Here is a 25285-nt window from a genome sequence, read left to right on the forward strand (position 1 = left end):
CCCCTGGGGATGGCACGGGCCGGCCCGCTGGTGAGCGGACCGGCCCGTTCAGGATGATCCAGGATACGCCCCGACCGCCCGAAAAGGGCGAACGGTACGCGACGTACGGACTACCGGGCGTTGAAGTACTTGGCCTCCGGGTGGTGGATCACGATCGCGTCGGTGGACTGCTCGGGGTGCAGCTGGAACTCCTCGGAGAGCACCACGCCGATCCGCTCCGGCCGCAGCAGCTCGGCGATCTTGGCGCGGTCCTCCAGCTCCGGGCAGGCCCCGTAGCCGAGCGAGAACCGGGCGCCCCGGTACTTCAGCGCGAACATGTCCTTGACGTCCTGCGGGTCCTCGCCGGAGAAGCCCAGCTCGAAGCGGACCCGGGCGTGCCAGAACTCCGCCAGCGCCTCGGCGAGCTGCACCGAGAGGCCGTGCAGCTCCAGGTAGTCGCGGTAGGAGTTGTTGGCGAACAGCTCGTTGGCCGCCTCGGAGATCCGGTTGCCCATGGTGACCACCTGGAGGCCCACCACGTCCTTGACCCCCGACTCCTCCGGGCGGAAGAAGTCCGCCAGGCAGAGCCGGCGCCCGCGCCGCTGGCGCGGGAAGGTGAAGCGGGTCCGCTCGGTGCCGTCCTCGTTGAAGACGATCAGGTCGTCGCCCTTGGAGTTGGCCGGGTAGTAGCCGTAGACCACGGCCGCCTCCAGCCAGCCCTCGGTCTGCAGCCGGTCCAGCCACATCCGCAGCCGCGGCCGGCCCTCGGTCTCCACCAGCTCCTCGTACGAGGGGCCGTCACCGCTGCGGGCCGCCTTGAGGCCCCACTGGCCCTTGAACAGCGCGTCCTCGTCCAGCCAGGAGGCGTAGTCGGCGAACGGCACGCCCTTGACGATCCGGTCGCCCCAGAACGGCGGGGCGGGAACGGTGTTGTCGACGGCCACGTCGGAGCGGATCTGGCCGAGGTTGACCTCCTCCGGCTCCTCGACCTCGACCCGGGCGTGCCGGCGCTGCTTGAGCTCCGGCAGGGCGGCGCCGGGCACACCGCGCTTGACCGCGATCAGCGCGTCCATCAGCCGCAGGCCCTCGAAGGCGTCCCGGGCGTAGCGGACCTCGCCCTCGTAGATCTCGTGCAGGTCCTGCTCGACGTAGGCGCGGGTGAGCGCGGCGCCACCGAGGATCACCGGGTAGTCGGCCGCCAGCTTGCGCTGGTTCAGCTCCTCCAGGTTCTCCTTCATGATCACGGTGGACTTGACCAGCAGGCCGGACATCCCGATGACGTCCGCCCGGTGCTCCTGCGCGGCGTCCAGGATCGCCGAGACCGGCTGCTTGATGCCCAGGTTGACCACGTTGTAGCCGTTGTTGGACAGGATGATGTCGACCAGGTTCTTGCCGATGTCGTGGACGTCGCCCTTGACGGTGGCCAGCACGATGGTGCCCTTGCCCTCGCTGTCGGACTTCTCCATGTGCGGCTCCAGGTGGGCCACCGCGTTCTTCATCACCTCGGCGGACTGGAGCACGAACGGCAGCTGCATCTGGCCGGAGCCGAACAGCTCGCCGACCACCTTCATGCCGGAGAGCAGCGTGTCGTTGATGATCTCCAGCGCCGGGCGCCCGGTCAGCGCCTCGTCCAGGTCGGCCTCCAGGCCGTTCCGCTCGCCGTCGATGATCCGGCGCTGGAGGCGCTCCTCCAGCGGCAGCGCGGCCAGCTCCTCCGCCTTGGACGCCTTGACCGAGGCCGAGGAGACGCCCTCGAACAGCTGGAGCAGCTTCTGCAGCGGGTCGTAGCCGTCGCGGCGGCGGTCGTAGACCAGGTCGAGCGCGACCTCGCGCTGGTCCTCGGGGATCCGGGCCATCGGCAGGATCTTGGAGGCGTGCACGATCGCCGAGTCCAGGCCCGCCTCGACGCACTCGTTCAGGAAGACCGAGTTGATCACCATCCGGGCGGCCGGGCTGAGGCCGAAGGAGATGTTCGACAGGCCGAGGGTGGTCTGCACGTCCGGGTGGCGGCGCTTGAGCTCGCGGATCGCCTCGATGGTCTCGATGCCGTCCCGGCGGGACTCCTCCTGGCCGGTGCCCAGGGTGAAGGCCAGGCAGTCGACCAGGATCGAGCCCTCGTCGATGCCGTACTCGGTGGTGAGCTGGGTGATCAGCCGCTCGGCGATGGCCACCTTGGTCTCGGCGGTGCGGGCCTGGCCCTCCTCGTCGATGGTCAGCGCGATCAGGCCGGCGCCGTGCTCCCGGGCCAGCGAGGCGATCCGGCCGAACCGGGTGTCCGGGCCGTCGCCGTCCTCGTAGTTGACCGAGTTGAGCACCGCGCGGCCGCCGAGCGACTCCAGGCCGGCGCGCAGCACGTCCGGCTCGGTGGAGTCCAGCACGATCGGCAGGGTCGAGGCGGTCGCCAGCCGGCCGGCGATCTCCTTCATGTCGGCGACGCCGTCGCGGCCGACGTAGTCCACGCAGAGGTCCAGCAGGTGGGAGCCGTCCCGGATCTGCTCGCGGGCGATCTCCACGCACGCCTGCCAGTCGCCGGCCAGCATCGACTCGCGGAACTTCTTCGAGCCGTTGGCGTTGGTGCGCTCGCCGATCGCCAGGTACGAGGTGTCCTGGCGGAACGGCACCGCCTGGTACAGCGAGGCGGCCGACGGCTCCGGACGCGGCTCGCGGGCGGTGACCGGGCGGCCCTGGACCCGCTCGACCACCTGGCGCAGGTGCTCGGGGGTGGTGCCGCAGCAGCCGCCGACCAGGGAGAGGCCGTACTCGCGGGTGAAGACGTCGTGCGCGTCGGCCAGCTCGGCCGGGGAGAGCGGGTAGTGCGCGCCGTCCTTGCCGAGCACCGGCAGGCCCGCGTTCGGCATGCAGGAGAGGCCGACCCGCGCGTTCTTGGCCAGGTAGCGCAGGTGCTCGCTCATCTCGGCCGGGCCGGTGGCGCAGTTCAGGCCGATGTAGTCGACGCCGAGCGGCTCCAGCGCGGTGAGCGCGGCGCCGATCTCCGAGCCGAGCAGCATGGTGCCGGTGGTCTCGACGGTCACCTGGACCAGCACCGGCAGGTCCACGCCGGCCTCGGCGAGCGCCTGCTTGCTGCCCAGGATCGCCGCCTTGGTCTGCAGCAGGTCCTGGCTGGTCTCCACCAGCAGGGCGTCCGCGCCGCCGGCGATCAGGCCGGCCGCGTTCAGCCGGAAGCCGTCGCGCAGCACCTCGTACGGGGCGTGGCCGAGGGTGGGCAGCTTGGTGCCGGGGCCGATCGAGCCGAGCACCCAGCGGGTCCGGCCGTCGGCGGCGTGGGCGTCGGCCGTCTCACGGGCGATCCGGGCGCCGGCCTCGGAGAGCTCGAAGATGCGGTCGGCGATCTCGTACTCGCCGAGCGCCGAGAAGTTGGCGCCGAAGGTGTTGGTCTCCACGCAGTCCACGCCCACCGCGAAGTACGCGTCGTGGACGGAGCGGACGATGTCGGGCCGGGTGAGGTTGAGGACCTCGTTGCAGCCCTCCAGGTTCTGGAAGTCCTCCAGCGTCGGGTCCTGCGCCTGGAGCATGGTGCCCATCGCCCCGTCGGCGACCACCACGCGGGTGGCGAGCGCCTCACGCAACGCGTTCGCGCGGCTCTGCTGGGTGATGGACGGATCGGCTGCAGTGGCCATGGGGCTTCTCCCTGGGTGCGACGGCTGTCGGCTTTGCAACCCCGCTTGATCGGGGCCGCACCTGGCCAGCGTATCCGGCCCACGGCGGGAGGCGGTGGTGCATTCCGTATCCTGAGCGTTCGGCCGCGACGGGGAGAGCGACTGCATGACGACGATCGGCGCACGGGCACGGCGGTTCACGGGGGAACTGGGGAGGCCGCTGCGGGCGCTGCGGACCCGCTGGCGGGGGTGGTCCAGATGGCGGAAGTCCCTGGCCGTGCTGGGCGTCGTGGCGGCCGTGCTGGCGACACCGGTCGGCGCGGCGGCGCTCGCGCTGCGGCTCCAGTACGCCGGCGACCCCTCCCCCGAGGCCCGCACCCGCGGCAAGGACGCCGTCTGGCTCGGCCACGCCTGGGTGGACGGCCGGAAGGGTGACGCCGACCTCGCCGACCTCGCCGAGCGGCTCTCCGGCACCGGCGTGCGCGACCTGTACGTCCACACCGGCCCGCTGGAGCACGACGGCTCGCTGCCGCCGTCCGTCCACCCCCGGGCCCGCTGGTTCACCGAGGCCGCGCACCGTGTCCTGCCGGGCGTCCGGGTGCAGAGCTGGCTGGGCGACGAGGTCAAGCCGGAGAAGGACGCCCTGGACCTGGAGGACGCACCCACCCGGGACCGGGTCACCGCCTCCGCCCGCCAGGTGCTCGACCTCGGCTTCGACGGGGTGCACTTCGACATGGAACCGATCCGCCCGGGCTCGAAGGGCTGGCTCGCCCTGCTCGACCAGGTGCGCCCGGTGACCGCCGGGCGCGGCACGAAGCTGTCGGTGGCCGCCCCGCAGATCGACCCGCTGCCCTGGCAGCACGACGTCGGCATCGCGCTGACCGGCCACGGCAAGTGGTGGGACCAGGCCTACTTCGCCGAGACCGCCCGCCGGGTCGACCAGATCGCGGTCATGACGTACGACTCCAGCATGCCGTCCGAGTCGCTGTACGGCGGCTACAACGCCTACCAGACCGAGCTGGCGCTGGAGGCCACCCCGGAGGACGTGGACCTGCTGATGGGCCTGCCGTTCTACTGGGAGGACAAGTGGGGCCACTGGGGCCACGCCGAGACGGTCGACGCCGGCATCCGGGGCATCCGGCTCGGACTCGGCCGGTACGACCTGCACCGGCGGAACTTCGGCGTCGGGCTGTACGTGGACTTCGCCGCCACCGAGCAGAACTGGGCGGACTACCGCAGCGGCTGGGTGCGCTGAGCCCCGCGGGGCCGGTGCGCACGCGTGCGGACGCCCGCCCCGGCCGGGGCGGGCGGGGTCGGCCCGGGGTCGGCGCGCCTCAGGCCATCCGGTGGGCGAGCGCGCCGAGGTAGCGGTGGATCGCGGCGTCCTCGCCCGTCACGTAGTGCCCGACGGCGCGGTAGAGCGGCTTGTACACCTCGCCGCGCTCGGTGACGGTCAGGGTGCAGCCCACGCCGGCCGGGGTCAGCACGTACGTCCAGGTGCCGCCGTACGGCAGGTCCGGGTCCGCGATGCCGGTCACCAGGCGGTGCGGCGCCTCGCTCTCCACCACCTCGTACGTGGTGTGGCCGTGCCTGTCGTACTCGCGCCAGCGGGCCCGGCCGCCGGCCGTCGCGGGCAGCCGCTCGACGTGCGACAGGCCCGGGCGCCAGGCGGGGTAGAGGTCGATGTCGGTCAGGACGTCCCAGACCGCGCCGGGCGGCTGGGCCAGGTCCAGGCCGCCCTCGGTCATGTGCTCCACCGGCAGCCGCCGCCCGGCCGCCTGGGCCGCCAGCACCGCCCCGGCCCCGGCCGCGAGCGCCACCGCGGCTCCTGCCCAAAGCCATCCGTTCATCCGCCCGGCTCCTCACACCCGCAGCCCGGCCCCCGCCTCCATCATCACGCCGCCCCGTCGCGGCAGCACGCCCGGCGGCCGGCCCGGCGGACCGGGCGGTGGACCGGGCGGCGGACCGGGCGGCCCCGCGAGGGCGCCGCCGGGATATCCGCTGGCCCCCGGCGCCCGGCTCCCCCAGACTGTCCCGGTGCCCGGCCTGTCCCGGCGCCCGGCCGCCGGGCGCATCAAAGCCCGTAGGCTGGGCAGGTAGGGACCATGGAACGCGGCGTTCCATGGGTGACGAGAGGTTCGACAGTCGGCAGCCGGACCGCCGGCGCCCCGGCATCCCAGCCGGGACGGGGTGCGGCCGCCCGCCGACCGGAGGGAGACGCTGGGTGATCGAGCTGGAAGATGTTCCCGAGTTGATCGACCCGGTGATGGTCTGCGCCTTCGAGGGCTGGAACGACGCCGGTGACGCCGCATCCACCGCCCTCGCGCATCTGGACGAGACCTGGGGCGGCAAGGTGTTCGCCGCCCTGGACGCGGAGGACTACTACGACTTCCAGGTCAACCGGCCCACGGTGTGGCTGGACGGCGGCGTCCGCCGGATCACCTGGCCGACCACCCGGCTCTCGGTGGTCCGGGTGACCGAGCCGACGACCCGGGACATCGTCCTGGTGCGCGGCATCGAGCCCAGCATGCGCTGGCGCTCGTTCTGCAACGAGATCCTCGCCTTCGCGCACGAGCTGGGCATCGAGCTGGTGGTGATCCTGGGCGCGCTGCTCGGCGACACCCCGCACAGCCGCCCGGTGCCGGTCAGCGGGGTCACCTCCGACCCGGAGCTGGCCCAGCGGCTGGACCTGGAGGAGAGCCGCTACGAGGGCCCGACCGGGATCGTCGGGGTGCTCCAGGAGGCGTGCACGCACGCCGGGGTGCCGGCCGTGACGCTCTGGGCGGCGGTGCCGCACTACGTCGCGCAGCCGCCGAACCCCAAGGCCACGCTGGCGCTGGTCAACAAGCTGGAGGACCTGCTCGACCTGCGCATCCCGCCGGGCGAGCTGGGCGAGGACTCCCGCGCCTGGCAGCTGGGCGTGGACCAGCTGGCCGCGGAGGACACCGAGGTGGCCGAGTACGTGCAGCAGCTGGAGGAGGCGCAGGACACCGCCGAGCTGCCGGAAGCCTCGGGCGACGCGATCGCCCGCGAGTTCGAGCGCTACCTGCGCCGCCGGGAGAACGTCGGGCCGACCGGCGAGAAGCCGGTGGCCGGGCACGCCACGGCGGAGCGGCCGAGCGATCCCGAGCCGCCGGCCGCCCGGGAGAGCCAGGACGGCGGCGAGGAGGAGTAGTCCCTCCGCCGCGCGGCACGCACGCCGAAAGGGGCGTCAGGACGAGTGGTCCTGACGCCCCTTTCGGCTGTCCGGCGGGTGCGCGGGCGCGTGGCGACTGCTGCGTCCGGCGGGCTCGCGGGTGCGTGGCGACTGCTACGTCCGGCGGGTGCGCGGGCGCGTGGCGACTGCTACGTCCGGCGGGCTCGCGGGTGCGTGGCGTCCGCTGCGCCCGGCGGGTGCGTGGCGCCCGCCGGGCGTGGCGTGCGGGTCCTACAGGGCGACGCCGAGCAGGGCGTCCACCGTGCGGGAGACCAGTCCGGGCGCGCCGATGTCCTCGCCGCCACCGGACTCCTGAAGGCCGGCCCAGCGGTCCACCGCGGCCAGCGCGGCGGGCGCGTCCAGGTCGTTGGCGAGCGCCTCGCGGACCTCGGCGAGCAGCGCCTCGGCCGGCGGGCCGTCCGGGCGGGAGACCGCGGCGCGCCAGCGGGCGAGCCGCTCCACGGCCTCGTCCAGGGTGGCCTTGGTCCACTCCCAGTCCTCGCGGTAGTGGTGCGAGAGCAGGGCGAGGCGGATCGCCGCCGGGTCGACGCCCTCACGGCGCAGCGCCGAGACGAAGACCAGGTTGCCGCGGGACTTGGACATCTTGTGCCCGTCCAGGCCGACCATGCCGGCGTGCACGTACGCCTTGGCGTACGGGTGGTCGCCGGTGGCCACCTGGGCGTGCGCGGCGCCCATCTCGTGGTGCGGGAAGGAGAGGTCGCTGCCGCCGCCCTGGATGTCGAAGGACATGCCGAGGTACTGCAGCGCGATGGCGACGCACTCGATGTGCCAGCCGGGCCGGCCGTGGCCCAGCTCGGTGTCCCAGGCGGGCTCGCCCGGGCGGGCGGCGAGCCAGAGCAGGGCGTCCAGCGGGTGGCGCTTGCCCGGGCGGTCCGGGTCGCCGCCGCGCTCGGCGAAGACCGGGCGCATCGCCTCGCGGCTCAGGCCGGAGACCTCGCCGAAGTGCGGGTCTGCGTCCACCGAGAAGTAGATGTCGCCGTCCACCTCGTAGGCGGCACCGCTCGCCAGCAGCTTCTGGACCAGCGGGACGATCCACGGGATCGACTCGACGGCGCCGATGTAGTGGGCCGGCGGGAGCAGCCGCAGGGCGGTCATGTCCTCGCGGAAGAGCGCGGTCTCGCGCTCGGCCAGCGCCACCCAGTCCTGGCCGGTCTCGACCGCGCGGGCCAGCAGCGGGTCGTCCACGTCGGTGACGTTCTGCACGTACAGGACGTCGTGACCGGCGTCCTTCCACACTCGCTGCGCCAGGTCGAACGCGTTGTAGGTGGCGGCGTGGCCCATGTGGGTCGCGTCGTAGGGAGTGATGCCGCAGACGTAGATCCGGGCGGTGCCGTCCTGCGGCACGACCTCCCGGATACAGCCCGCTGCGGTGTCGTGGATACGAAGGGGGAGCCCCTGACCAGGCAGGGCGGGAACCTCGGAGGCGGGCCAGGCATGCATGGGAATCACTTTAACCGTGCGAACATTTGAAAGCCTAACCAGTATGCAAGATCGACTGGATTCGCCTGCTTTCGTTGCCTGAGCGCTTTCGGACTGATATTGACCGGCGCCGGGCGGCCCCGGCGCGGCACCCGCACCCCTCGCGGGCACGGGTGAGCGCCCGGCCGGCCCTGCCGCCGACCGGGCGCCCGGCTCCTCCGGGGAGGCGGCCGGAGCCGCTACAGCCGCTGCCAGAGGGCCGGCACGTTGGGCGGCTCCCAGCCGGTGATGGCGGTGTGCCCCTGCAGGCACCGGTAGGAGACGCCGGCATAGGTGACGCGGTCGCCGGTGTTGTAGAGCGTCCCGGCGGCCCAGGTGCCCCCGGGCTGCCCGGTCGGGGTCGCGGTGGGGGTCGGGGTCGGCGTGGGCGTGGCGGTCGGACTGCCGGTCGGGGTCGGCGTCTGCGGCACGTTCAGGACGAAGTCGTAGGTGCCCTCCTTCGCCTGGCCGACCTGGCGGACGTTCATCAGCAGCCGCGCGTCGTAGATGGTGTCGGTGCTGTTGCGCGGCTCGCCCGGGAAGTACAGCTGGGTGGTGAGCACCGGACGGCCGGGCGCCTGGAGCTTGACGTGGATGTGCCGGGTGCGGCCCGGGTAGAGGCCGGGGACGATCGTGGTCAGGCTGAACGCGCCCTGGGCGTTGGTGAACTGGTGGCCGCGGAACGCGAAGCCGGTGTTGTCGTACGCGCCGTTGACGTCGGCCTGCCAGAAGTCGAGCAGCACCCCGGAGATCGGCAGGCAGGCCCGGCCGAAGACGTAGCCGCTCACGGTGAGCCGGGTGCCGGGGGTGCTGTCGGTGATCAGCGAGGTGCGCAGCGGGGAGTTGGGCTTGAAGTAGGGGCCCTCGGTCTGCTCGATGGTCGGTTCGTCGTCGTCGTGGCAGGCCGGGGTGAGACCGGGCAGCTCGCCGGTGCCGGCCCGGTCGCGGGCCAGGGCGACCCCGCCGCCGACCAGCAGGGGCGCGGTGCCGAGGACGGCGGCGGCCTTCAGGACGGACTTCCGGCTGATCCGGCGGTCGATCAGGCCCTCCGGCCCGGTGGGCTCTTCGGACGCGGGCATGCGCCGACTCCTTCGGTGTGTGGGGGATGGCGTGGAGTGTGGTGGACGGAGTGGTGCGGTGGACGGAGTGGTGCGGTGGACGGAGTAGTGCGGTGGATGACGCGGTGCGTGGATGACGCGGTGGATGGGCGGTGCGGTGGATGGGTGGCCCTTGCCATGGTGGGGGCATGACAAGGGCCGAGCCGGCCGCCCGCCCGGTCGCTCCGAGCGGGCCACCGGCGGCCAGCAGCCAACCTACGGGCCGTCGGGGGCCGCCGCGATGGACGCGATCCGGGGATCGTGGTGTTTTCCTCCGACCCGGACCCGGAACTCCCCCGGCGTCATCCCGGTCTCCCGCCGGAAGAAGCGGCAGAAGTACGCCGGGTCGCCGAACCCCGCCTCCCGGGACACCTGGCGGATCGTCAGATCGGTGCACGCCAGCAGTCGTTTCGCCTCCAGGGTCTGCTGCTGGCGGATCAGCCTGCCGGGCGTACGGCCGGTGGCCTGCTTGACCAGCGTCTGAAGGTGCCCGGGCGAGACGCCCAACTCCTGGGCGCAGGAGGCCACCGAGCGCTGGACCCCTCCCGGGTCGGCGATCAACCGACCGAAGGCGGCGGCCAGTTCGGCCTGGCGGCCCGGCGCCGCACCACCCTCGCCCGGGGCGCGGGCGCGCAGCGCGCGGACGATCAGGATGTGCAGGCTGGCCCGCAGCACGCCCGCGTAGCCGGACGGTCTGGCCCGGTACTCGTGTTCCATGTCGGCCAGCAACGCGCCGATCGGCCCGGCCTGTTCGCCGAGCGGGAGCACCGGGAGGGTGGCCAGGGCGCGCAGCGCGGCGACGTCCTGGGGCTGGGAGAGCAGGAAGTCCTCGTTGAAGAGGACGACCTGACCGGTGAGCCCGTCCGCGTCCGCCCAGTAGTGCACCTGGCCTGGCGCGATCACGCACAACTGCGGTGGCCGGAGCGGCCGGTGGACCAGGTCCAGGACGTGGGCCCCGGCGCCGCCGGTGACGTAGACGATCTCGAAGAAGGAGTGCCGGTGGGGGAAGCCCGCGCGGGAGAGCGGGCCGATGGCGTCGAAGCCGCCGATCGCGAACGGCAGCAGGTGTGGCAGCGGGACCTGTAACCGGTGCAGCGGCAGGTCCAGGTGGGGGGTGGTCCGTCGCTCGTCCATCGGAGCAGTCTGCGGCCGGACTGCCGTACCGGTCCAGACCAATCCCCGCCCGGCCTTGCCCGGGCGGGCCCTGCCCTGCCCGGTCCGGCCCACCCCGGTCCGCCCCTGAGCCGGGGGCGGGCACGCGGGCGGGTGCCGTGCGTTCAGGTGCGCGTCAGATCGGCGGCCAGGGGATCGACGGCCAGTCCTCGGAGGGCAGCGGGTGCAGGCCGGTCCGCCGCAGCCCGTCCACCCGGTCCCGGGCGGCGGCGAGTTCGGCGGCCGTCAGGTGCGGGGCGAGCCGCTCGGCGAGGCCGCCGTCCAGCTGCTCCGCGAGGCCGGCCAGCACCTCCAGCGCCTCCTCCGGCAGCGGCTGCCCGGCCCAGCCCCAGAGCAGGGTGCGCAGCTTGCCCTCGGTGTTGAAGGTGACGCCGTGGTCGATGCCGTAGATCCGGCCGTCGGCGGCGGGGATCAGGTGACCGCCCTTGCGGTCGGCGTTGTTCAGGACGGCGTCCAGCACGGCCAGCCGCCGCAGCCGCCGGTCGTCGGGGTGGACGAGCAGTGCGGTACGCCCGTCGCCCACCTCCGCCTGCACGATCGGCAGCCAGCCGTCCTCGGGCCCCCGGGGGTCCTGGAGGGCGAGCAGCGGTTCGGCGTCCGGGTCGGGCTCGACCCAGAGCTGCACCATGCCGGGCCCGTGCGGCCCGTCGCGCAGCACGGTGGGCGGGATCAGCGCCCAGCCGGTGGCGGCGGCCAGTTCGTACGCGGCGACCTCACGGCCGGCCAGCGTGCCGTCGGGGAAGTCCCAGAGCGGGCGTTCGCCGGCCACCGGCTTGTAGACGGCCTGCGCGGTCAGCCCGTCCAGCGTGACGCTGCAGTACAGCGCTGCGTTGGAGGCGTCGGTCAGCCGGCCGTGGACGGCCAGCGCGCCCTCGCGCAGCAGGTGCAGCGCGGTGGGCGGGTCGGCGGCCAGGGCGGCGCCCGCCGCCGGGTCCGCCTGCGGAGGGGTCTCGGTGTTCAGCGCCGGTAGCCGTTCGCGCGCGGGCACAGGTGGCCCTCCGGGTCGAGCGGCAGGTTGCAGAACGGGCAGGGCTTGCGGCCGGCGGCGACGAGGTCCAACGCCCGCTTGGCGAAGACCCGGGCCATCGCTCCGGTGAGCCGCACCCGCAGCATGTCCGGGCCGTTCTCGTCGTCCTCGAAGACGGCCTCGGCGGCGTTCTCGCCGTCCTCGTCGTCCTCGTCCTCGATCACCGCCTGCGCCTCGACGACCAGCCGGGCGTCGATGCTGTCCCAGGCCAACGCCATGGTGCCGACCCGGAACTCCTGCTCCAGCGGCAGGTCCAACGGCGCGGTGTCGAGCAGGTCGACCGGCGCGGTGGCGGGGATGGCGGCATCGCCGCCGCTGCGCCGCAGGGCCTCGTCCAGCACCTCCTCGATCCGTTCGGCGAGCGCGGCGACCTGGGTCTTCTCCAGCAGCACGCTGGTGATCCGCCCCCGGGCGGAGGCCTGCAGGTAGAACGCCCGGGCGCCGGGCTGGCCGACGGTGCCGGCCACGAACCGTTCGGGCTGGTCGTAGAAGAAGACCTGACGGGGCACGCTCTCGCTCCGGATCGTGTCGATCATGGTAGGGGTCGGTCGGTCGTGGGGCGCTCGGGGTCGGTCGCGGCTGGTCGCGAGCCGGTGGTCGGGGTGGGGCCGGGTCCCGGTGGGACCCGTTAGTCACCCTACGACCTCCCGGCCCGGCCCGGGGAGCCGAGCCCGGGACCGGACGCCGCCGGCTCCGGTCAGGCCGCGCCGGTGGCGCCGCCGACCACCGCGTCGCCGTCGGCGGTGCCGGCACCGCGCCCGGCGTGGCCGGTGGCGTCGGCGTCGCGCGGCCCGGGGGCGAGCGAGGCGAGGTCGCCGGTGTCGCCCATCCTCAGGACGAACGGCCGCTTCGGCGTGTAGCGGATCGCGGTGACCGAGCAGGGCTCGACGCTGATCCGCTGGAAGTGGTCGAGGTGCAGGCCGAGCGCGTCGGCCACCACCGCCTTGATCACGTCGCCGTGCGAGCAGGCGATCCAGACCGCGTCCTCGCCGTGCTCGGCGGCGATCTTCTCGTTCCACTCGCGGACGGCGCTCACCGTCCGGTGGCTCAGCTCGCGCAGGGACTCCCCGCCGGGGAAGGCGGCCGCCGCCGCGTGGTCCTGGACGGTGCGCCAGAGCGGCTCCTTGGCCAGCTCGGCCAGCGGGCGGCCGGTCCAGTCGCCGTAGTGGCACTCGCCGAGCCGCTCGTCCTCGGTGGGGCCGCCGAGTTCGGGCCGCGCGGCGAGCAGCGGCTCCAGCGTCTGTCGGCACCGCTCCAGCGGGCTGCTGACGGCCTGCGCCAGCGGGATCCCGGCGAGCCGGCCGGCCAGTGCGGCGGCCTGCGCGCGCCCGGTGTCGTCGAGGTCCACCCCGGGCGTCCAACCGGCCAGGATTCCGGCGGTGTTCGCGGTCGAGCGGCCGTGGCGGACGAGCAGCAGGGTGGGCATGGGGCCTAGCGTACGGCCTCCCGGGCGGGGCACGGACGGGAGGCGGGCGGGCGGCGAGCGGGCGGCGAGCGGCCAGGAACGGCAGCGGGCGGTTCCGGGGCGGCCGGAGGCGACGGCGGGAGGCGGCGGCTGGGCGGTTCCGGGGCGGCGGGAGTGGTGCCGGATTGGTGTGGAGCATCGGTACGACGGGCGATGTGCCACCACCGCCGCCGTCCAGGGGCCACAATGGCCCGCATGATCGTCCACTGCGCCATCTACCGCGACGGCCGCCGGATCGAGGGCCCGCAGGACCACACCGGCGCCCTCGCCGCCGCGCGGGCGGCCGGCAAGGGCAGTTTCGTCTGGATAGGCCTGTTCGAGCCGACGGCCGAGGAACTCGACCAGGTCGGCACGGAGTTCTCCCTGCACCCGCTGGCCGCCGAGGACGCCGTCCGCGCGCACCAGCGCCCGAAGGTGGAGGCCTACCAGGACTACCTGTTCGTGGTGCTCAAGACGCTCGGGTACCACCCCGGTGGGCACGCGGTGACCGGCGGCGAGGTGATGGTCTTCGTCGGCGAGGACTTCGTGATGACGGTCCGCCACGGCGCCGACAGCCCGCTCGGCGGGCTGCGGGCGGAACTGGAAGCCCAGCCCGAGGTGCTGAAGTACGGGCCGAGCGCCGTCCTGCACTCGGTCTGCGACATCGTGGTGGACGGCTACGTGGACGTGGTCGTCGCGCTCCAGGCCGACCTGGACGAACTGGAGGCCGACGTGTTCGCCCCCGGCAGGGTCGACCGCGCCAACGCCGGCCGGATCTACGGCTACAAGCGCCAGCTGGTGGCCGTCCGACGCGCCACCGGCCCACTGCTGGAACCGATGCTGCGGCTGGAACGCGGCGGCGTGCCGTTCGTCCGCGCCGAGGCGCTGCCGTACCTGCGGGACGTCGCCGACCACCTGGCCCGGGCCAACGACCAGGTGGACGGCATGGACCGGCTGCTGTCGGACATCCTCAGCGCCAACCTGGCGCAGGTCAGCGTGCAGCAGAACAACGACATGCGGAAGATCTCGGCCTGGGCGGCGCTGGCCGCCGTGCCGACCATGATCGCGGGCGTGTACGGCATGAACTTCGAGCACATGCCCGAACTGCACCAGCCGTGGGGGTACCCGGCGGCGCTGACGCTGATGGTGGCGGTCTGCGTGGTGCTGCACCGGGTGTTCAAGCGGCACGACTGGCTGTAGGGCACGCGGCCGGTGGCCCGCGCAGGGGGCCGGGTGCGGGGGTGCCGGGCGCAGGGGTGCCGGGCGCCGAAGGGGTACCGGGCGCCGAAGGGGTACCGGGCGCCGAGGGGGTACCGGTCGCGGCCGGTTCTCCGGCTCGGCCGGCCGGCGGGACGGGCCCGCCGGCCGGACCTGCTGGGGCGGGGCGGATCAGGCCAGCCCGGCACGCTCCAGCGCCTCGACGCCCGTCCGCAGCGCCTGCACCCGCTCGTCCAGGGTGAACCCGGCCGGTGCCAGGGTCAGCGTGGTGACGCCCGCGTCCGCGTACGCCTGCATCCGGTCGGCGATCCGGGCGGTGTCGCCGACCAACGAGGTGGCGTCGATCAGGTCGTGCGGGACGGCCGCCGCGGCGCCCGCGTAGTCCCTGGCGAGGTACTTCTCCTGGATCTCGTCCGCCGCCTGCTCGTAGCCCATCCGCCGGGTGAGCTGGTTGTAGAAGTTCTTCTCCTTGCTGCCCATGCCGCCGATGTACAGGGCGGCGTAGGAACGCTGGGAGTCGACCCCGGCCTTGATGTCCTCGCCGACCGCGATGGTGACGGTCGGGCAGAGGTCGAAGCCCTCCAGGGTCTGCCCGGCCTTGGCCCGGCCGGCCTTCAGCGGGTCGAGGGAGAGCGCGGCGTGCTCGGGCGAGAAGAAGATGCCGAGCCAGCCGTCGGCGATCTCGCCGGTCTGCTCCAGGTTCTTCGGGCCGATCGCCGCGATGTACAGCGGGATGTGCTCGCGCACCGGGTGCACGGTGAGCTTGATCGGCTTGCCGGGCCCGCCGGGCAGCGGCAGCGTCCAGTGGGCGCCCTCGTGGACGAGCCGCTCACGGGACATCGCCTTGCGGATGATCTCCACGTACTCGCGGGTCCGGGCCAGCGGCTTGTCGAACTTCACGCCGTACCAGCCCTCGGAGACCTGCGGCCCGGAGACGCCGAGGCCGAGCCGGAACCGGCCGCCGGACAGGGTGTCCAGGGTGGCCGCCGTCATCGCCGTCATCGCCGGGGTGCGGGCCGGGATCTGGAAGATGGCCGAGCCGATGTCGATCCGCTCCGTCTTGGCGGCGACGAAGGAGAGCACGGTGGCCGCGTCCGAGCCGTAGGCCTCGGCGGCCCAGCAGACCGAGTAGCCGAGCCGGTCCGCCTCCTGGGCGACGGCGATGTTGTCGGCGTCCATGCCGAGTCCCCAGTAGCCGAGGTTGATACCGAGTCGCATCTGCCAAGCCTTCCAGTCGGGTTGTTCGCGAGGGTAACCGCGCACTCGGCGGTCATGCTACTGGCCGGTAGGTGTGGGCCGGGACACATTGCGGGCGCCCGGCGCGCGCCGGGGCGGGCGGCACGTGCACGCCGGGGCGGTGACCCCGGACGCCGGGCGGGCGGTCACCCGCGCGCCGGTGGGCGGCCCCGCGCGCCGGGGCGGTGGCCGGGGGCCTGCGGTGACGGCTCCGCGGGCAGTGATCGTTCTGCGGGTCTGCACACCAGCCCGGGCACCGGCCGCTACGCTCAGCCGACGTGGGGACGCCTCTCCCCACCTGCGCGTTCGCCAGGCGGGCCGACGTACCCGGCGACCCGCGTTCAAGGCCAGTGGAGGGCCCGTCCGATGGAAATGCGACACCTCGGCCGCACCGGGCTGCAGGTCTCCCGGCTCGGCCTCGGCACCATGACCTGGGGCCGCGACACCGACGAACACGAAGCCGCCGAGCAGCTCAAGGAGTTCGTCGAGGCCGGCGGCAATCTCGTCGACACCGCCGACGTCTACGCGGACGGCGGCGCCGAGTACCTGCTCTCCCGGCTCGCCGACAACGTCGTCCCCCGCTCCGACCTCGTCATCGCCACCAAGGCGGGCAGCGTCCCCGAGTCCGCCCGCCGCTTCGACGGCTCGCGCGGCCACCTCCTCGCCGCCCTCGACGCCTCGCTGCGCCGGCTCGGCACCGACTACGTCGACCTCTGGCAGGTGCACGCCTTCGACCCGGTCACGCCGGTCGAGGAGACGCTCACCGCCCTCGACATCGCCGTCACCTCCGGCCGCGCCCGGTACGTCGGGGTCTGCGACTTCAGCGGCTGGCAGCTCGCCAAGGCGGCCACCTGGCAGCGCGCCCACCACGGCCGGGTGCCGCTCGCCGGCGCGCAGCTGGAGTACTCACTGCTCCAGCGCGGCATCGAACGGGAGGCGCTGCCCGCCGCCCGGGACGCCGGGGTGGGTCTGCTCGCCTCCTCCCCGCTCGGGCGCGGCGTACTCACCGGCAAGTACCGGCACGGCTTGCCCCAGGACTCGCGCGGCGCCTCGCCGTACCTCTCCGGATTCGTCCAGCCCTACCTCGGGGAGCGCTCGCGGCGGATCGTGGACGCCGTCGCCACCGCCGCCGACGGCCTCGCCAGCAGCCCGCTCGCGGTGGCGCTCGCCTGGGTGCGGGACCGGCCGGGCGTCGCGAGCGCGCTGGTCGGGGCGCGGACGGCGGCGCAGCTCCAGGCGGCGCTGTCAGTGGAGGCGCTTACGCTTCCGGATGAGATCCGCGGTGCGCTCGACGACATCTCGTCGCCGGTCCACCGCTACCCGGATCAGGGGTGGAGCGAGCTGTAGGGCCCGCGTCGCCCGTGATCCGGGCGGCTCCGACCCGCTCCGACCTGGCCCGACCTGTTCCGACCCGTTCCGACCTGGCCCGACCGGACTGGACCTGACCTGGCCCACCCTGACCTGCCGTGACCTGACCCGACCTGTTTTGATCTGATCCGACCTGTTTCGACCTGCCCGACCGACCCCATCGGCTCAGCCGCTCCGCGCGGCCGTGCCGTCCCGACCATGCCGACCGCGCCGACCGCGCCGGGGCGGCCGCCTGCGGCCCGCCGTCCCGCCGTCCGGTGCGGTCCGGTGCCAGCTGTGGAGTGACCTTTCTTGGAGCGAACGATGAGTGACACGGAGAACGGCGCTCCGGAGGAGACCACGGTGACCCCGGGCCCGGACGGCAGCGCCGAGAGCCGCGGCAGCGGCGACACGGACAAGGCGGCCGCCGTCGCGGCGCTGGCCGCGGCGATCCGGACGGTCGGGAAGCAGTCCGCGGGCCCCGCGCCCGAGGCCTCGCCGGCCGCCCCCACCGGCGGCCCGGACGCCACCCCTTCGCCCGGTGCCGCTCCTTCACCCGGTACCGCTCCTTCACCGGAGGCGTCGGCCGCCGCCCGTCCGTCCCCGGTCGGGGCCGGGACCGACGAGCAGCGTGCGCAGGCCCTCAAGGACACCGCCGAGGTCCTGGCCGCCGGCGGCGCACCGACCGACCTCGCGACCGCCGCCGTGGCCGCGTTCGGCGACGGCGCCGCCGGGCAGCTGCGGGCCGACCCGTGGGCCGTGCTGACCCTGCCCGGTGTCCGCCCCGAGCACGCGGACGGCTTCGCCCGCGGTCTGCTCGGTCCCGCCGCCGGCCCCGGCGACCCGCGCCGGGCGCAGGCACTGGTGCCGTGGCTGCTGGAGCAGGCCGCACTGCGCGGCCACTCCGCCGTGGAGATCGGCGAGGTGACCGCCGGGCTCGGCCGTCTCGGTCTCCCGGACACCGCCGCCGCACTCCAGGCGGCCATGGACGACGGCCGGGCGCTGCCGTTCCAGGAGGAGCTGACCGGTGCCGAGGCGCACGCCGCGGGCGGCGGTGAGGAGGACGACGAGCCGCCGACCCGGATGCTGCTCGCGCTGGAGCGGCTGGCCCTCGCTGAGGACAGCCTCGCCGAGGGCCTGGTCCAGCTGATGTCCACCTTCGTCCCCGGCGAGGACGGTCCCGAGGGCGAGGACCAGCCCGAGGACGAGCACCTGCCCGAGGACGAGGGCGGTCCCGAGGGTGGTCCCGACGACGAGGGCGTGCCCGCTGACGGAGGTCCGGCCGGGGAGGCCGCCGACGGCGCCGCCGCCGAACCGGCCTCCGACGAGCACGACGCCACCGAGCACGACACCGCGGAACACGACACCACCGAGCACGGTGCCGCGGGGCACGACGCCACCGAGCACGGTGCCGAACCGCCCGCCGCGCCCGAACCGCCCGCCGCGCCCGGCCCGGCCGCCTGGGAGGCGGCCGCCGTCGCCGCCACGTCCTCCTCCGCGACCGCCCTGATCCGGGCCGCCGCGGAGAACGCCCTGGTCACCCACACCGGCGGCGAGGCCGCGCGGGCCGAGCCGGCAGCCCTGGTCCGGGCGGCCACCGGCCTCGGGCTCCGCGCCTGGGCCGCCACCTGGACCGACCAGGGCCGCGACAGCCTCGCCGCGCTCGCCGAAGGCCCCCTGCAGGTCGCCACCCTGGCCGAGCTGCTGGCCGGGACGGCCGGCCCCGGCCGTTCCCCGGACGGCACGCTCGCCCTGGACGTCCTGGTCGTCCTGGACGCCCCGCTGCTGGACGTCGAGCTGGCCGCCACCCTGCTGGAGTCGCTCGCCGACGGCACCCGGCTGGTCCTCAGCGGCGACCCGGGCCAGCTCTGGTCCGCCGGTCCCGGCCGCTTCTTCGCCGACCTGATGGCCGCCAAGGTCTGCCCGTCCGTGGCCTCCCGCACCCCGGACTTCGGACCGATCGGCGAGCTGGTCTCCGGGGTCGGCATCGGCGAGCTCCAGCCGGTCGAGGCGCCGGACAAGGAGGTGGTCATCCTGACCGCCAAGGACGGCGCCGAGGCCGTCCACCGTGCCGTGCAGCTGCTCACCGACTCCATCCCGCGCGCGCTGGGCATCCCCGCCGAGCAGGTGGTGCTGCTCACCCCCGGCCACGGCGGACCGGCCGGCACCCGGGCGCTCAACGCCGCCGCCAAGGCCCGCCTCAACCCCGGCCCGGGCCGCTTCGCCGGCTTCGACCCGGGTGACCGGGTGGTCGACTCCCCCGCCCCCGGCATCACCCGCCCCGCACGCGTGCTGGACGGCGACGCCACCGGTCTGCACCTGGAGTACGCGGACGGCGCGCGGCGCACCGTCCCGCCCGCCGAGGCCGGCCGACTGCGGCACGGCTGGGCGCTGACCGTCCACCAGGCGGTCGGCCGCCGCTGGCCGGGCGCCGTCGTGGTCCTCCCCGAGGACGCGGGCGCGGCACTCACCCGCCAGTGGGTGTACACGGCGTTCGGCCGCGGCGAGCGCCACCTCTCGGTGGTCCACGCCGCCGGCCCCGCCCTCCCCCAGGCCGTCGCCGAGCGCCCGGCCCAGCCCCGCACCACCCGGCTGCGCGCGGTCCTCGCCGAGAACGCCGCCCAGGTGTACTGACGGCGCGGGCACGTACCGGGAACCGATTGCGGTGGGGGCGGGACCCCCGCCGCCACCGCAATCGGCTGGTCCGCCGTCAGTGGTCGGCGCTAGCGTGCGGGGCGCAGTAGTCCATCGTGCGCAAAGGGGAGACCATGACCACCCTCGAGAACCGGCCGAACACCGCACTTCTCGTGATCGACGTACAGAACGACGTGGTCGAGGGCGCCTACGAGCGCGACGCCGTCGTCGCCAACATCGCGGCCCTGGTCGAGAAGGCCCGGCTGGAGCAGGTGCCGGTCATCTGGGTCCGGCACTCCGCCGAGGACCTCGTCCTCGGAAGCGACGGCTGGCAGATCGTGCCCGAGCTGGTGCCCGCCGAGGGCGAGGCGATCGTCGAGAAGCTCTTCCGCGACTCCTTCGAGGACACCACCCTGGAGGCCGGACTGGCGGGCCTGGAGGTCGGGCGCCTCGTGGTCACCGGCGCGCAGACCGACTTCTGCGTCCGCTCGACGCTCCACGGCGCCCTCGTCCGCGGCTACGACGCGATCCTGGTCAGCGACGCCCACACCACGGAGGACCTCTCCTCCTGGGGCGCGCCGAAGCCGGAGCAGGTCATCGCCCACACCAACCTCTACTGGTCCGGCCAGAAGGCGCCCGGGCGGACGGCCGGGACGGTCGAGACCAAGAACGTGGACTTCGGCCGCACGGCCTGAGCCCACGCCCCTGCGCTCCCGAGCGGCTGCCGGCCGGCGCCGGTTCCGCAGTCCGGCCCGTGCACGGGACGTCGGATCCGCCGACTTCCCGCGCACGGGCCGCGCGCGTTCCCCGGTACTGCCATGACGTGCGTTCATGGCAACGATAGAAACCAAGCCTTGGACGCATGACACCTGGTCGGCAGAGGGTGGAGAGCACTTCCCCACCCCGACCGAGGAGTGCCGTTCCATGGATCTACAGCTCACTGACCAGGTGGTCGTCGTCACCGGCGCCTCCGCCGGAATCGGCGAGGCCACCGTCCGGCTGCTGGCCGCCGAGGGGGCCGTCGTGGTGGGCGTCTCCCGCTCCCCCGAGGGCGTCGAGAAGCTGGGAGACCGGGTCGACGCACTGGCCGCCGACCTCACCGAGCCCGGCACGGCGGACCGGATCGTCGAACACGTACTGGCCCGGCACGGCCGGCTCGACGCGCTGGTGAACAACGTCGGCGGCCTGGACGCCCGGAGCGGCTTCCTGGACGTCACCGACGAGCAGTGGCTCGCCACCTTCGACCTCAACTTCCACTCCGCGGTGCGCATGAGCCGCGCCGCGCTGCCCGCCCTGCTGCGCGCCGGCGGGGCGATCGTGCACGTCGCCAGCGAGGCCGCCCGGCTGCCCGACAGCCCGCTGGTCGACTACGCGGCGGCGAAGACGGCGCTGCTGTCACTCTCCAAGTCCCTCGCCGTGGAGTTCGGCCGCCGGGGAGTCCGTTCCAACGTGGTCTCGCCCGGACCGACCCGCACCCGCCTCTGGGACGCTCCCGGCGGCTTCGCGGAGCAGCTCGCCGAGGGCTTCGGCCTGCCGACCGAGGCCGCGATCGACCACTTCGTCCGGGAGGTCCGGCGGCTGCCGACCGCACGGCTGGGCACGCCCGAGGACGTCGCCCGGGTGATCGCCTACCTGGTCTCGCCGCCCGCCGGCCAGGTGACCGGCGCCGAGTGGGCCGTCGACGGCGGCGCGCTCCGCCAGCTCTGAACCCCCGCTGAACCCCCGCCGGGCTGCGCACGTCCCGTACCGCCTTGCCCTGGGCACCCCGGTGCACGGCCCGCCCCGCCTTCCCCGTACACATCCGTGCACCCCTGTGCACCGCCCGTACCGCCCCGTACCTGAGAGGAACGTCCGAAACCATGCGTCCGCGCCAGCGTTTCCGCACCACCGCCACGGCCGCCGCCGGCGTCGCCGCCCTGCTCGTCGCCGCTGCGACGGTCGGCAGCGCGCCCGTTGCGACCGCCGCCTCCGAACACCCCTCCGCCGCCCACGGTGGCGACCGTGCCTGGCGGCTGGTCGACCGCACGCCGGGGCTCGTCCAGCCGCGCGCGCTCACCGTGGACGGCTCGCTCCCCGCCCGGCGGGCAGCCCAGGAGATCCGGCTCGCCCAGCAGCTCTACACCTTCTGGAACACCGGCGAGCAGCGTTACCTGGACTCCGCCGTCGACCCCGGATTCCGGGACAACACGCTGCCGGAGGGGCGCCCGCAGGGCCCGGCCGGGCCGGCCTTCGCCTCCCGCACCTTCCGTGCCGCCGTGCCGGACCTCAGCTGCGAGCTGTCGGACCTGCTGATCACCGGCGACCGGATCACCGCCAGGCTGGTCTTCCGCGGCCACTTCACCGGGACCTTCAACGGTGTGCGGGGGCAGGGCCAGCGCGTCGAGTTCAACGCGATCGACATCCAGCACGTCGGCACGGTGCGGATCACCGAGGACTGGCACATCGAGGACAACCAGGCCCTGCTCGCCCAACTCGGCGTCGGCGCAGGCCGTTGAGCGCCGACCACTGGACGCCGGCCTCCGGAGCCGACGGCGCGGCGGGGAGAGGTGCCCCGCCGCGCCGCCCGGCGTGACGCCGCGGCCCGCGGAACGGACCGGGAGCGACCCGGATCAGTCGTCGAGGTCCTCGTCGTCGTAGACCTCGCTGACGTCGAACCGGCAGATCAGCAACTGCGGGTCGGCGTGCTCGAAGGGCTCCGGCAGCCACTCCCCCGGCTCGGACGGCTCGGCCGCCGCGACCCAGAGCGTCGAATCGCCCTCCTCCAGGCCGAACTCCTCGCTGCGGGCGGCGATCTCGTCCGGCTCGTACTCGCCGAACAGCACGCCGATCGCGGCGTTCAGGCCGCCCGTGCCGCCCCCGCCGGGGGTCAGCGACTCGTCCAGCCGCTCGGCCTGGGCGCGAAGCCGCTTCGAGTCCACCACGTGGTAGTCGCGGCGGATCAGCACGCTGATCGACTCGGGCTGTTCCGGACCGTGGTAGCCGCCCGGCCCCTCGTCACCGGGGACCTCGAACGGGGTGACCTCGTCGTAGACCTCGTAAAGGAGTTGGTCGTAGGCGATGGCCGCCGTCGCCAGCTGCTCGTAGGCGGCGAACACAGCGGGATCGTCCGCTGCGCTGGGGCTCGACACCGCTTCCAGATGACGGTCGATGGCGGCCTTGACCGCCTCGGCGGCGGCGCGTACCTCGGCAATGGTGGGCTGCGCGGCATCAGACATGGTGCAGACGCTATCTCCCCGCGGCGTCGGTACGCACAGCGGTTGTCACCTACACCCGCGATTTCACCGCAACTTCCGCCCTGATGTCCGATCCGCGTGGTTCTGTGCCCGCGTACGCCCGCGCGCGGGCCGCGGCGACGGCACGGCTGGGCCGTCCGGGTGCCGCTTGGCGAGCCGTGATCGGGGTATTCCGTCAGGAGGAGAAACGGAACTGATGCACTGTCAGGACCCCGGGCGCGGCGCAGGTGGGCCGGCGGCGGATCGAGGGCGGGTCGAGGGCGGGCCGAGGGCGGGCCGCCTGCGGTTCTGCCGGCGGTCCACCAGGCGGGTCCCGGGTGGGACCACGGGTGACCGCTCGGCGGGAGTGCGGCCGAAAATGCCCGGGCCCGTTGTCGGGGGCAGGCCGTAGGCTTGCCCGAAGGTGTCCCTCAGGAGGAGCGTTTTGACCCCACCGAAGCCGGTCCGGCAGCCGGAGTACGAGTACCAGTCGCTGCGCATGCCGCGCGGCACCTCACGCAACGCGGCACGCCAACTGCTCACCGACCACGCCGAGTACGGCCACTGGGAGCTGGACAGACTGCGCCTGTTCCCCGACGGCAGCCGGACGGTGCTGCTGCGGCGACGGATCATCCGGCAGGTCCGGAGCTGGTGACGGCCGTCACGCCGTGGGCGTGATCACCGACCCCGGCGCCTGAAGCCTCACGCCCGTGCCTTCGCGCGCCCGCGGCCGTCCGTTCATCCGACGGCCGCGGGCGGCTTCTCCGGCTCGGCGCGCGCCGCTCAGCACGCTCCGCGCGACGTGCGCCGTGGCCTCGCCTGGCGGGCCCACCCAGCGGGGCCCGCTCGTCGCGCCCTCAGGGCGTGCGGTTCAACCCGCACGGGATCCCGGCCACGGGCCCACGGTCCCAGCCGGAACGCACCGAGGATCAGCGCGCGCCGGCGCGGGCGCGGCGGTAGAGGACGCCACCTCCGACCAGCAGGGCGAGGCCGGCCGCACCGAGCAGTTCGGTGCTTCCGGCACCGGTCGACGCCAGTTGGCTCGCGGTGGCCTGCGGGCTCTCGGTCCGGACCGAGGCCGGCGCGGCCTGAGCGGTGGGGGTGGCAGCAGGAGGCGTGGACGGGCTCCCCGTGTGCGGGATGCCCGGCGGCGTCGTTTTGTTGTCACCCGGGCTCTGCGAGGGCGGCGTGGACGGGTGGGTGGGCGGCGGGTTGTGCGGGGTGTGCCCCTCCGGACAGTCGTCGTCCGGCTTGGTGGGCGGGGCCGACACCGGGTGGCTCTCGTTGCCGCAGGCGTTCCCGAAGGCCGGGTTGCCGACGCCGACCACGTTGACCGAGTTGCCGCAGGCGTTGACCGGCACGTGCACCGGCGCCTGGATGCTGTTGCCGGAGACCGCCCCGGGCGAACCGGCCGCCGTGCCGGATGCCGAGGATCCGGAAGCGGAGGACCCGGGTGCCGAGGACCCGGAGGCCGAGGATCCGGAAGCGGAGGATCCGGAGGAGCTGTGGCCGCCGCCGGCCGGGTGCCCGCCGCCGCTGGCGTTGGCACAGTGGTTGCCGTACGCCGGGTTCAGCACGCCGACCACGTCGACGGTGTTGCCGCAGGCGTTGATCGGCACCTCGACCGGCACCTGCACCGAGTTCCCCGAGGCCACGCCCGGGGAACCGGCCGCGACCCCCTGCGCCTCGGCGCCCGCGTAGGCGTAGCCGGCGGTCGAGGCCAGGACACTGCCGGTGGCCACGGCCGTGAGGAGCCCCTTCTTGGCTACATTCCTCATATTTTCCCCTGACGTATCGAAACGACGTGATGACCTAAACGAAAGTCGGAATTTCCGAATAACTGGCTAGGTCTTCGGCTGCACAGGGGACAACGAGGCTGGGGCATCGAGGTTGAGCCGAACGAACCCGCTTCACCCGATCGAGCGAAGCCACCCACAGGCAGTGGACAAGCCCCCCCCGGGCGGATCCAGCGGGATCCCGAACGGGCCGGAGCGAGTCCTGGCCGCGTCTCCCGAGCGGGTCCCGGCGGCCCGGAGCAGGCCGGCCGGACCGCCGGACGGACCCGGGCAGTGAAGCGCCCCCGGTGCGGCGCGTCCGCCACCCGGGGGCCAAGTCAGTCAACCCGATGACCGGCCTGTCAGCCGATCACACGGTCAACCTGCGCTCAGAAGTTGGCGCAGTGGTTGCCGAAAGCCGGGTTCAGAACGCCGATCACGCTGACGGTGTTGCCGCAGAGGTTCACGGGGATGTGCACGGGGATCTGCACCTGGTTGCCCGAAACCACGCCCGGCGAGCCGGCGGCGACACCATCGGCCGCGGCACCGCCGTGGGCGGACGCAACACCGGCGGCTGCCAGCACCAGGCCGCTGGTGGCGGCGGTCACGGCGGCGATCTTCTTGAGCTTCATCATTCCTCCTGTACGGACTGCGCAACCCGTTCGGCGGGCTGCAAAGGAATGAACGAGGGTGTGGCAAACGGGGTACGGAACCTTTTCCCAATTCACCCGCAACGGTGACGCCTCGCACAAGATGTCGACCTGGAACCTAGCGGAGAAACGTTTCTCTGGATCACTTTTCCGCGGTCCCAAATCATTAGCTCGGACAATGCGGACGGCCCGCCCCCGGAC

General features: G+C 73.9%; 21 protein-coding genes. 9 read left to right on the forward strand and 12 right to left on the reverse strand.

Annotated elements, in window-relative coordinates; translation table 11 throughout:
- Positions 1-110: 110 nt before the first annotated feature.
- On the reverse strand, positions 111-3617 hold the full coding sequence (gene metH / locus ACFC1F_RS20670) for a methionine synthase (protein WP_376160131.1): 3507 nt from the start codon (positions 3615-3617) through the stop codon (positions 111-113).
- A 145-nt stretch (positions 3618-3762) separates the two neighbouring features.
- Between metH and ACFC1F_RS20675 the strand changes: the two genes are divergently transcribed.
- Positions 3763-4851, forward strand: a complete 1089-nt coding sequence (locus tag ACFC1F_RS20675; protein ID WP_376160133.1) for a hypothetical protein — start codon at positions 3763-3765, stop codon at positions 4849-4851.
- Positions 4852-4930: 79 nt separating this feature from the next.
- Here ACFC1F_RS20675 and ACFC1F_RS20680 read toward each other — a convergent pair whose 3' ends face one another.
- Entirely contained in the window at positions 4931-5446 is a 516-nt protein-coding gene (locus tag ACFC1F_RS20680) for an SRPBCC domain-containing protein (RefSeq protein WP_376160135.1), read from the reverse strand.
- 374 nt (positions 5447-5820) lie between these two features.
- On the opposite strand from ACFC1F_RS20680, the gene ACFC1F_RS20685 reads away from it, so the two are divergent.
- Positions 5821-6771: a PAC2 family protein gene (locus tag ACFC1F_RS20685; protein ID WP_376160137.1), complete on the forward strand. Its 951-nt coding sequence runs from the start codon at positions 5821-5823 to the stop codon at positions 6769-6771.
- 252 nt (positions 6772-7023) lie between these two features.
- On the opposite strand, the gene mshC is transcribed toward ACFC1F_RS20685, so the two are convergent.
- The 6 genes from mshC to ACFC1F_RS20715 form a co-directional block, all read right to left on the reverse strand.
- Complete coding sequence (gene mshC / locus ACFC1F_RS20690; protein WP_209415145.1) at positions 7024-8253, reverse strand: cysteine--1-D-myo-inosityl 2-amino-2-deoxy-alpha-D-glucopyranoside ligase; 1230 nt, start codon at positions 8251-8253, stop codon at positions 7024-7026.
- A gap of 218 nt (positions 8254-8471) precedes the next feature.
- Positions 8472-9350: a carbohydrate-binding protein gene (locus ACFC1F_RS20695; RefSeq protein WP_376160139.1), complete on the reverse strand. Its 879-nt coding sequence runs from the start codon at positions 9348-9350 to the stop codon at positions 8472-8474.
- A 234-nt stretch (positions 9351-9584) separates the two neighbouring features.
- Positions 9585-10502: an AraC family transcriptional regulator gene (locus ACFC1F_RS20700; RefSeq protein WP_376160141.1), complete on the reverse strand. Its 918-nt coding sequence runs from the start codon at positions 10500-10502 to the stop codon at positions 9585-9587.
- Positions 10503-10656: 154 nt separating this feature from the next.
- Positions 10657-11454 (reverse strand): SCO1664 family protein, encoded by a 798-nt coding sequence (locus tag ACFC1F_RS20705; protein WP_241681555.1) that lies wholly within the window; start codon positions 11452-11454, stop codon positions 10657-10659.
- A gap of 44 nt (positions 11455-11498) precedes the next feature.
- Complete coding sequence (locus ACFC1F_RS20710) at positions 11499-12077, reverse strand: DUF3090 domain-containing protein (RefSeq protein ID WP_209415142.1); 579 nt, start codon at positions 12075-12077, stop codon at positions 11499-11501.
- A gap of 188 nt (positions 12078-12265) precedes the next feature.
- Positions 12266-12994: an MSMEG_4193 family putative phosphomutase gene (locus ACFC1F_RS20715; protein ID WP_209415141.1), complete on the reverse strand. Its 729-nt coding sequence runs from the start codon at positions 12992-12994 to the stop codon at positions 12266-12268.
- Between the two features lie 225 nt (positions 12995-13219).
- Between ACFC1F_RS20715 and ACFC1F_RS20720 the strand changes: the two genes are divergently transcribed.
- Positions 13220-14212: a magnesium and cobalt transport protein CorA gene (locus ACFC1F_RS20720; RefSeq protein WP_376160142.1), complete on the forward strand. Its 993-nt coding sequence runs from the start codon at positions 13220-13222 to the stop codon at positions 14210-14212.
- A gap of 189 nt (positions 14213-14401) precedes the next feature.
- Here ACFC1F_RS20720 and ACFC1F_RS20725 read toward each other — a convergent pair whose 3' ends face one another.
- A complete protein-coding gene (locus ACFC1F_RS20725; RefSeq protein WP_376160144.1) occupies positions 14402-15448 on the reverse strand; it encodes an LLM class F420-dependent oxidoreductase in 1047 nt (348 codons plus the stop codon).
- A gap of 384 nt (positions 15449-15832) precedes the next feature.
- On the opposite strand from ACFC1F_RS20725, the gene ACFC1F_RS20730 reads away from it, so the two are divergent.
- The 5 genes from ACFC1F_RS20730 (at position 15833) to ACFC1F_RS20750 (ending at position 21942) form a co-directional block, all read left to right on the forward strand.
- Positions 15833-16813 carry an aldo/keto reductase gene (locus ACFC1F_RS20730; protein ID WP_209415138.1) on the forward strand — a complete coding sequence of 327 codons (981 nt, stop codon included), beginning with the start codon at positions 15833-15835 and terminating at the stop codon, positions 16811-16813.
- 324 nt (positions 16814-17137) lie between these two features.
- Positions 17138-19447 (forward strand): helix-hairpin-helix domain-containing protein, encoded by a 2310-nt coding sequence (locus ACFC1F_RS20735; RefSeq protein ID WP_376160146.1) that lies wholly within the window; start codon positions 17138-17140, stop codon positions 19445-19447.
- A 134-nt stretch (positions 19448-19581) separates the two neighbouring features.
- On the forward strand, positions 19582-20142 hold the full coding sequence (locus ACFC1F_RS20740; protein WP_209415136.1) for a cysteine hydrolase family protein: 561 nt from the start codon (positions 19582-19584) through the stop codon (positions 20140-20142).
- A 229-nt stretch (positions 20143-20371) separates the two neighbouring features.
- Complete coding sequence (locus ACFC1F_RS20745; RefSeq protein ID WP_376160148.1) at positions 20372-21154, forward strand: SDR family NAD(P)-dependent oxidoreductase; 783 nt, start codon at positions 20372-20374, stop codon at positions 21152-21154.
- A 152-nt stretch (positions 21155-21306) separates the two neighbouring features.
- Complete coding sequence (locus ACFC1F_RS20750; protein WP_376160150.1) at positions 21307-21942, forward strand: ester cyclase; 636 nt, start codon at positions 21307-21309, stop codon at positions 21940-21942.
- A 114-nt stretch (positions 21943-22056) separates the two neighbouring features.
- Here ACFC1F_RS20750 and ACFC1F_RS20755 read toward each other — a convergent pair whose 3' ends face one another.
- Positions 22057-22662 carry a hypothetical protein gene (locus tag ACFC1F_RS20755; RefSeq protein ID WP_148647722.1) on the reverse strand — a complete coding sequence of 202 codons (606 nt, stop codon included), beginning with the start codon at positions 22660-22662 and terminating at the stop codon, positions 22057-22059.
- 442 nt (positions 22663-23104) lie between these two features.
- Here ACFC1F_RS20755 and ACFC1F_RS20760 point away from each other — a divergent pair, with 442 nt between their 5' ends.
- A complete protein-coding gene (locus ACFC1F_RS20760; protein ID WP_037846781.1) occupies positions 23105-23314 on the forward strand; it encodes a DUF5703 family protein in 210 nt (69 codons plus the stop codon).
- Positions 23315-23588: 274 nt separating this feature from the next.
- Here the strand turns inward: ACFC1F_RS20760 and ACFC1F_RS20765 are convergent, their stop codons facing one another.
- A complete protein-coding gene (locus ACFC1F_RS20765) occupies positions 23589-24437 on the reverse strand; it encodes a chaplin (RefSeq protein ID WP_376160153.1) in 849 nt (282 codons plus the stop codon).
- Positions 24438-24823: 386 nt separating this feature from the next.
- The gene (locus ACFC1F_RS20770) at positions 24824-25069 is read right to left on the reverse strand and encodes a chaplin (RefSeq protein ID WP_209415132.1); all 246 of its coding nucleotides are present in this window, start codon (positions 25067-25069) and stop codon (positions 24824-24826) included.
- Positions 25070-25285 lie beyond the last annotated feature (216 nt).

Source organism: Kitasatospora sp. NPDC056181, assembly GCF_042266225.1.
Taxonomy (GTDB): Bacteria; Actinomycetota; Actinomycetes; order Streptomycetales; family Streptomycetaceae; genus Kitasatospora.

Coding starts and splice junctions, on each gene's coding strand:
- metH (WP_376160131.1), bottom strand. CDS start 3,617: ATGGCCACTGCAGCCGATCCGTCCATCACCCAGCAGAGCCGCGCGAAC.
- ACFC1F_RS20675 (WP_376160133.1), top strand. CDS start 3,763: ATGACGACGATCGGCGCACGGGCACGGCGGTTCACGGGGGAACTGGGG.
- ACFC1F_RS20680 (WP_376160135.1), bottom strand. CDS start 5,446: ATGAACGGATGGCTTTGGGCAGGAGCCGCGGTGGCGCTCGCGGCCGGG.
- mshC (WP_209415145.1), bottom strand. CDS start 8,253: ATGCATGCCTGGCCCGCCTCCGAGGTTCCCGCCCTGCCTGGTCAGGGG.
- ACFC1F_RS20695 (WP_376160139.1), bottom strand. CDS start 9,350: ATGCCCGCGTCCGAAGAGCCCACCGGGCCGGAGGGCCTGATCGACCGC.
- ACFC1F_RS20700 (WP_376160141.1), bottom strand. CDS start 10,502: ATGGACGAGCGACGGACCACCCCCCACCTGGACCTGCCGCTGCACCGG.
- ACFC1F_RS20715 (WP_209415141.1), bottom strand. CDS start 12,994: ATGCCCACCCTGCTGCTCGTCCGCCACGGCCGCTCGACCGCGAACACC.
- ACFC1F_RS20720 (WP_376160142.1), top strand. CDS start 13,220: ATGGCCCGCATGATCGTCCACTGCGCCATCTACCGCGACGGCCGCCGG.
- ACFC1F_RS20725 (WP_376160144.1), bottom strand. CDS start 15,448: ATGCGACTCGGTATCAACCTCGGCTACTGGGGACTCGGCATGGACGCC.
- ACFC1F_RS20730 (WP_209415138.1), top strand. CDS start 15,833: ATGGAAATGCGACACCTCGGCCGCACCGGGCTGCAGGTCTCCCGGCTC.
- ACFC1F_RS20735 (WP_376160146.1), top strand. CDS start 17,138: ATGAGTGACACGGAGAACGGCGCTCCGGAGGAGACCACGGTGACCCCG.
- ACFC1F_RS20740 (WP_209415136.1), top strand. CDS start 19,582: ATGACCACCCTCGAGAACCGGCCGAACACCGCACTTCTCGTGATCGAC.
- ACFC1F_RS20745 (WP_376160148.1), top strand. CDS start 20,372: ATGGATCTACAGCTCACTGACCAGGTGGTCGTCGTCACCGGCGCCTCC.
- ACFC1F_RS20750 (WP_376160150.1), top strand. CDS start 21,307: ATGCGTCCGCGCCAGCGTTTCCGCACCACCGCCACGGCCGCCGCCGGC.
- ACFC1F_RS20755 (WP_148647722.1), bottom strand. CDS start 22,662: ATGTCTGATGCCGCGCAGCCCACCATTGCCGAGGTACGCGCCGCCGCC.
- ACFC1F_RS20765 (WP_376160153.1), bottom strand. CDS start 24,437: ATGAGGAATGTAGCCAAGAAGGGGCTCCTCACGGCCGTGGCCACCGGC.
- ACFC1F_RS20770 (WP_209415132.1), bottom strand. CDS start 25,069: ATGATGAAGCTCAAGAAGATCGCCGCCGTGACCGCCGCCACCAGCGGC.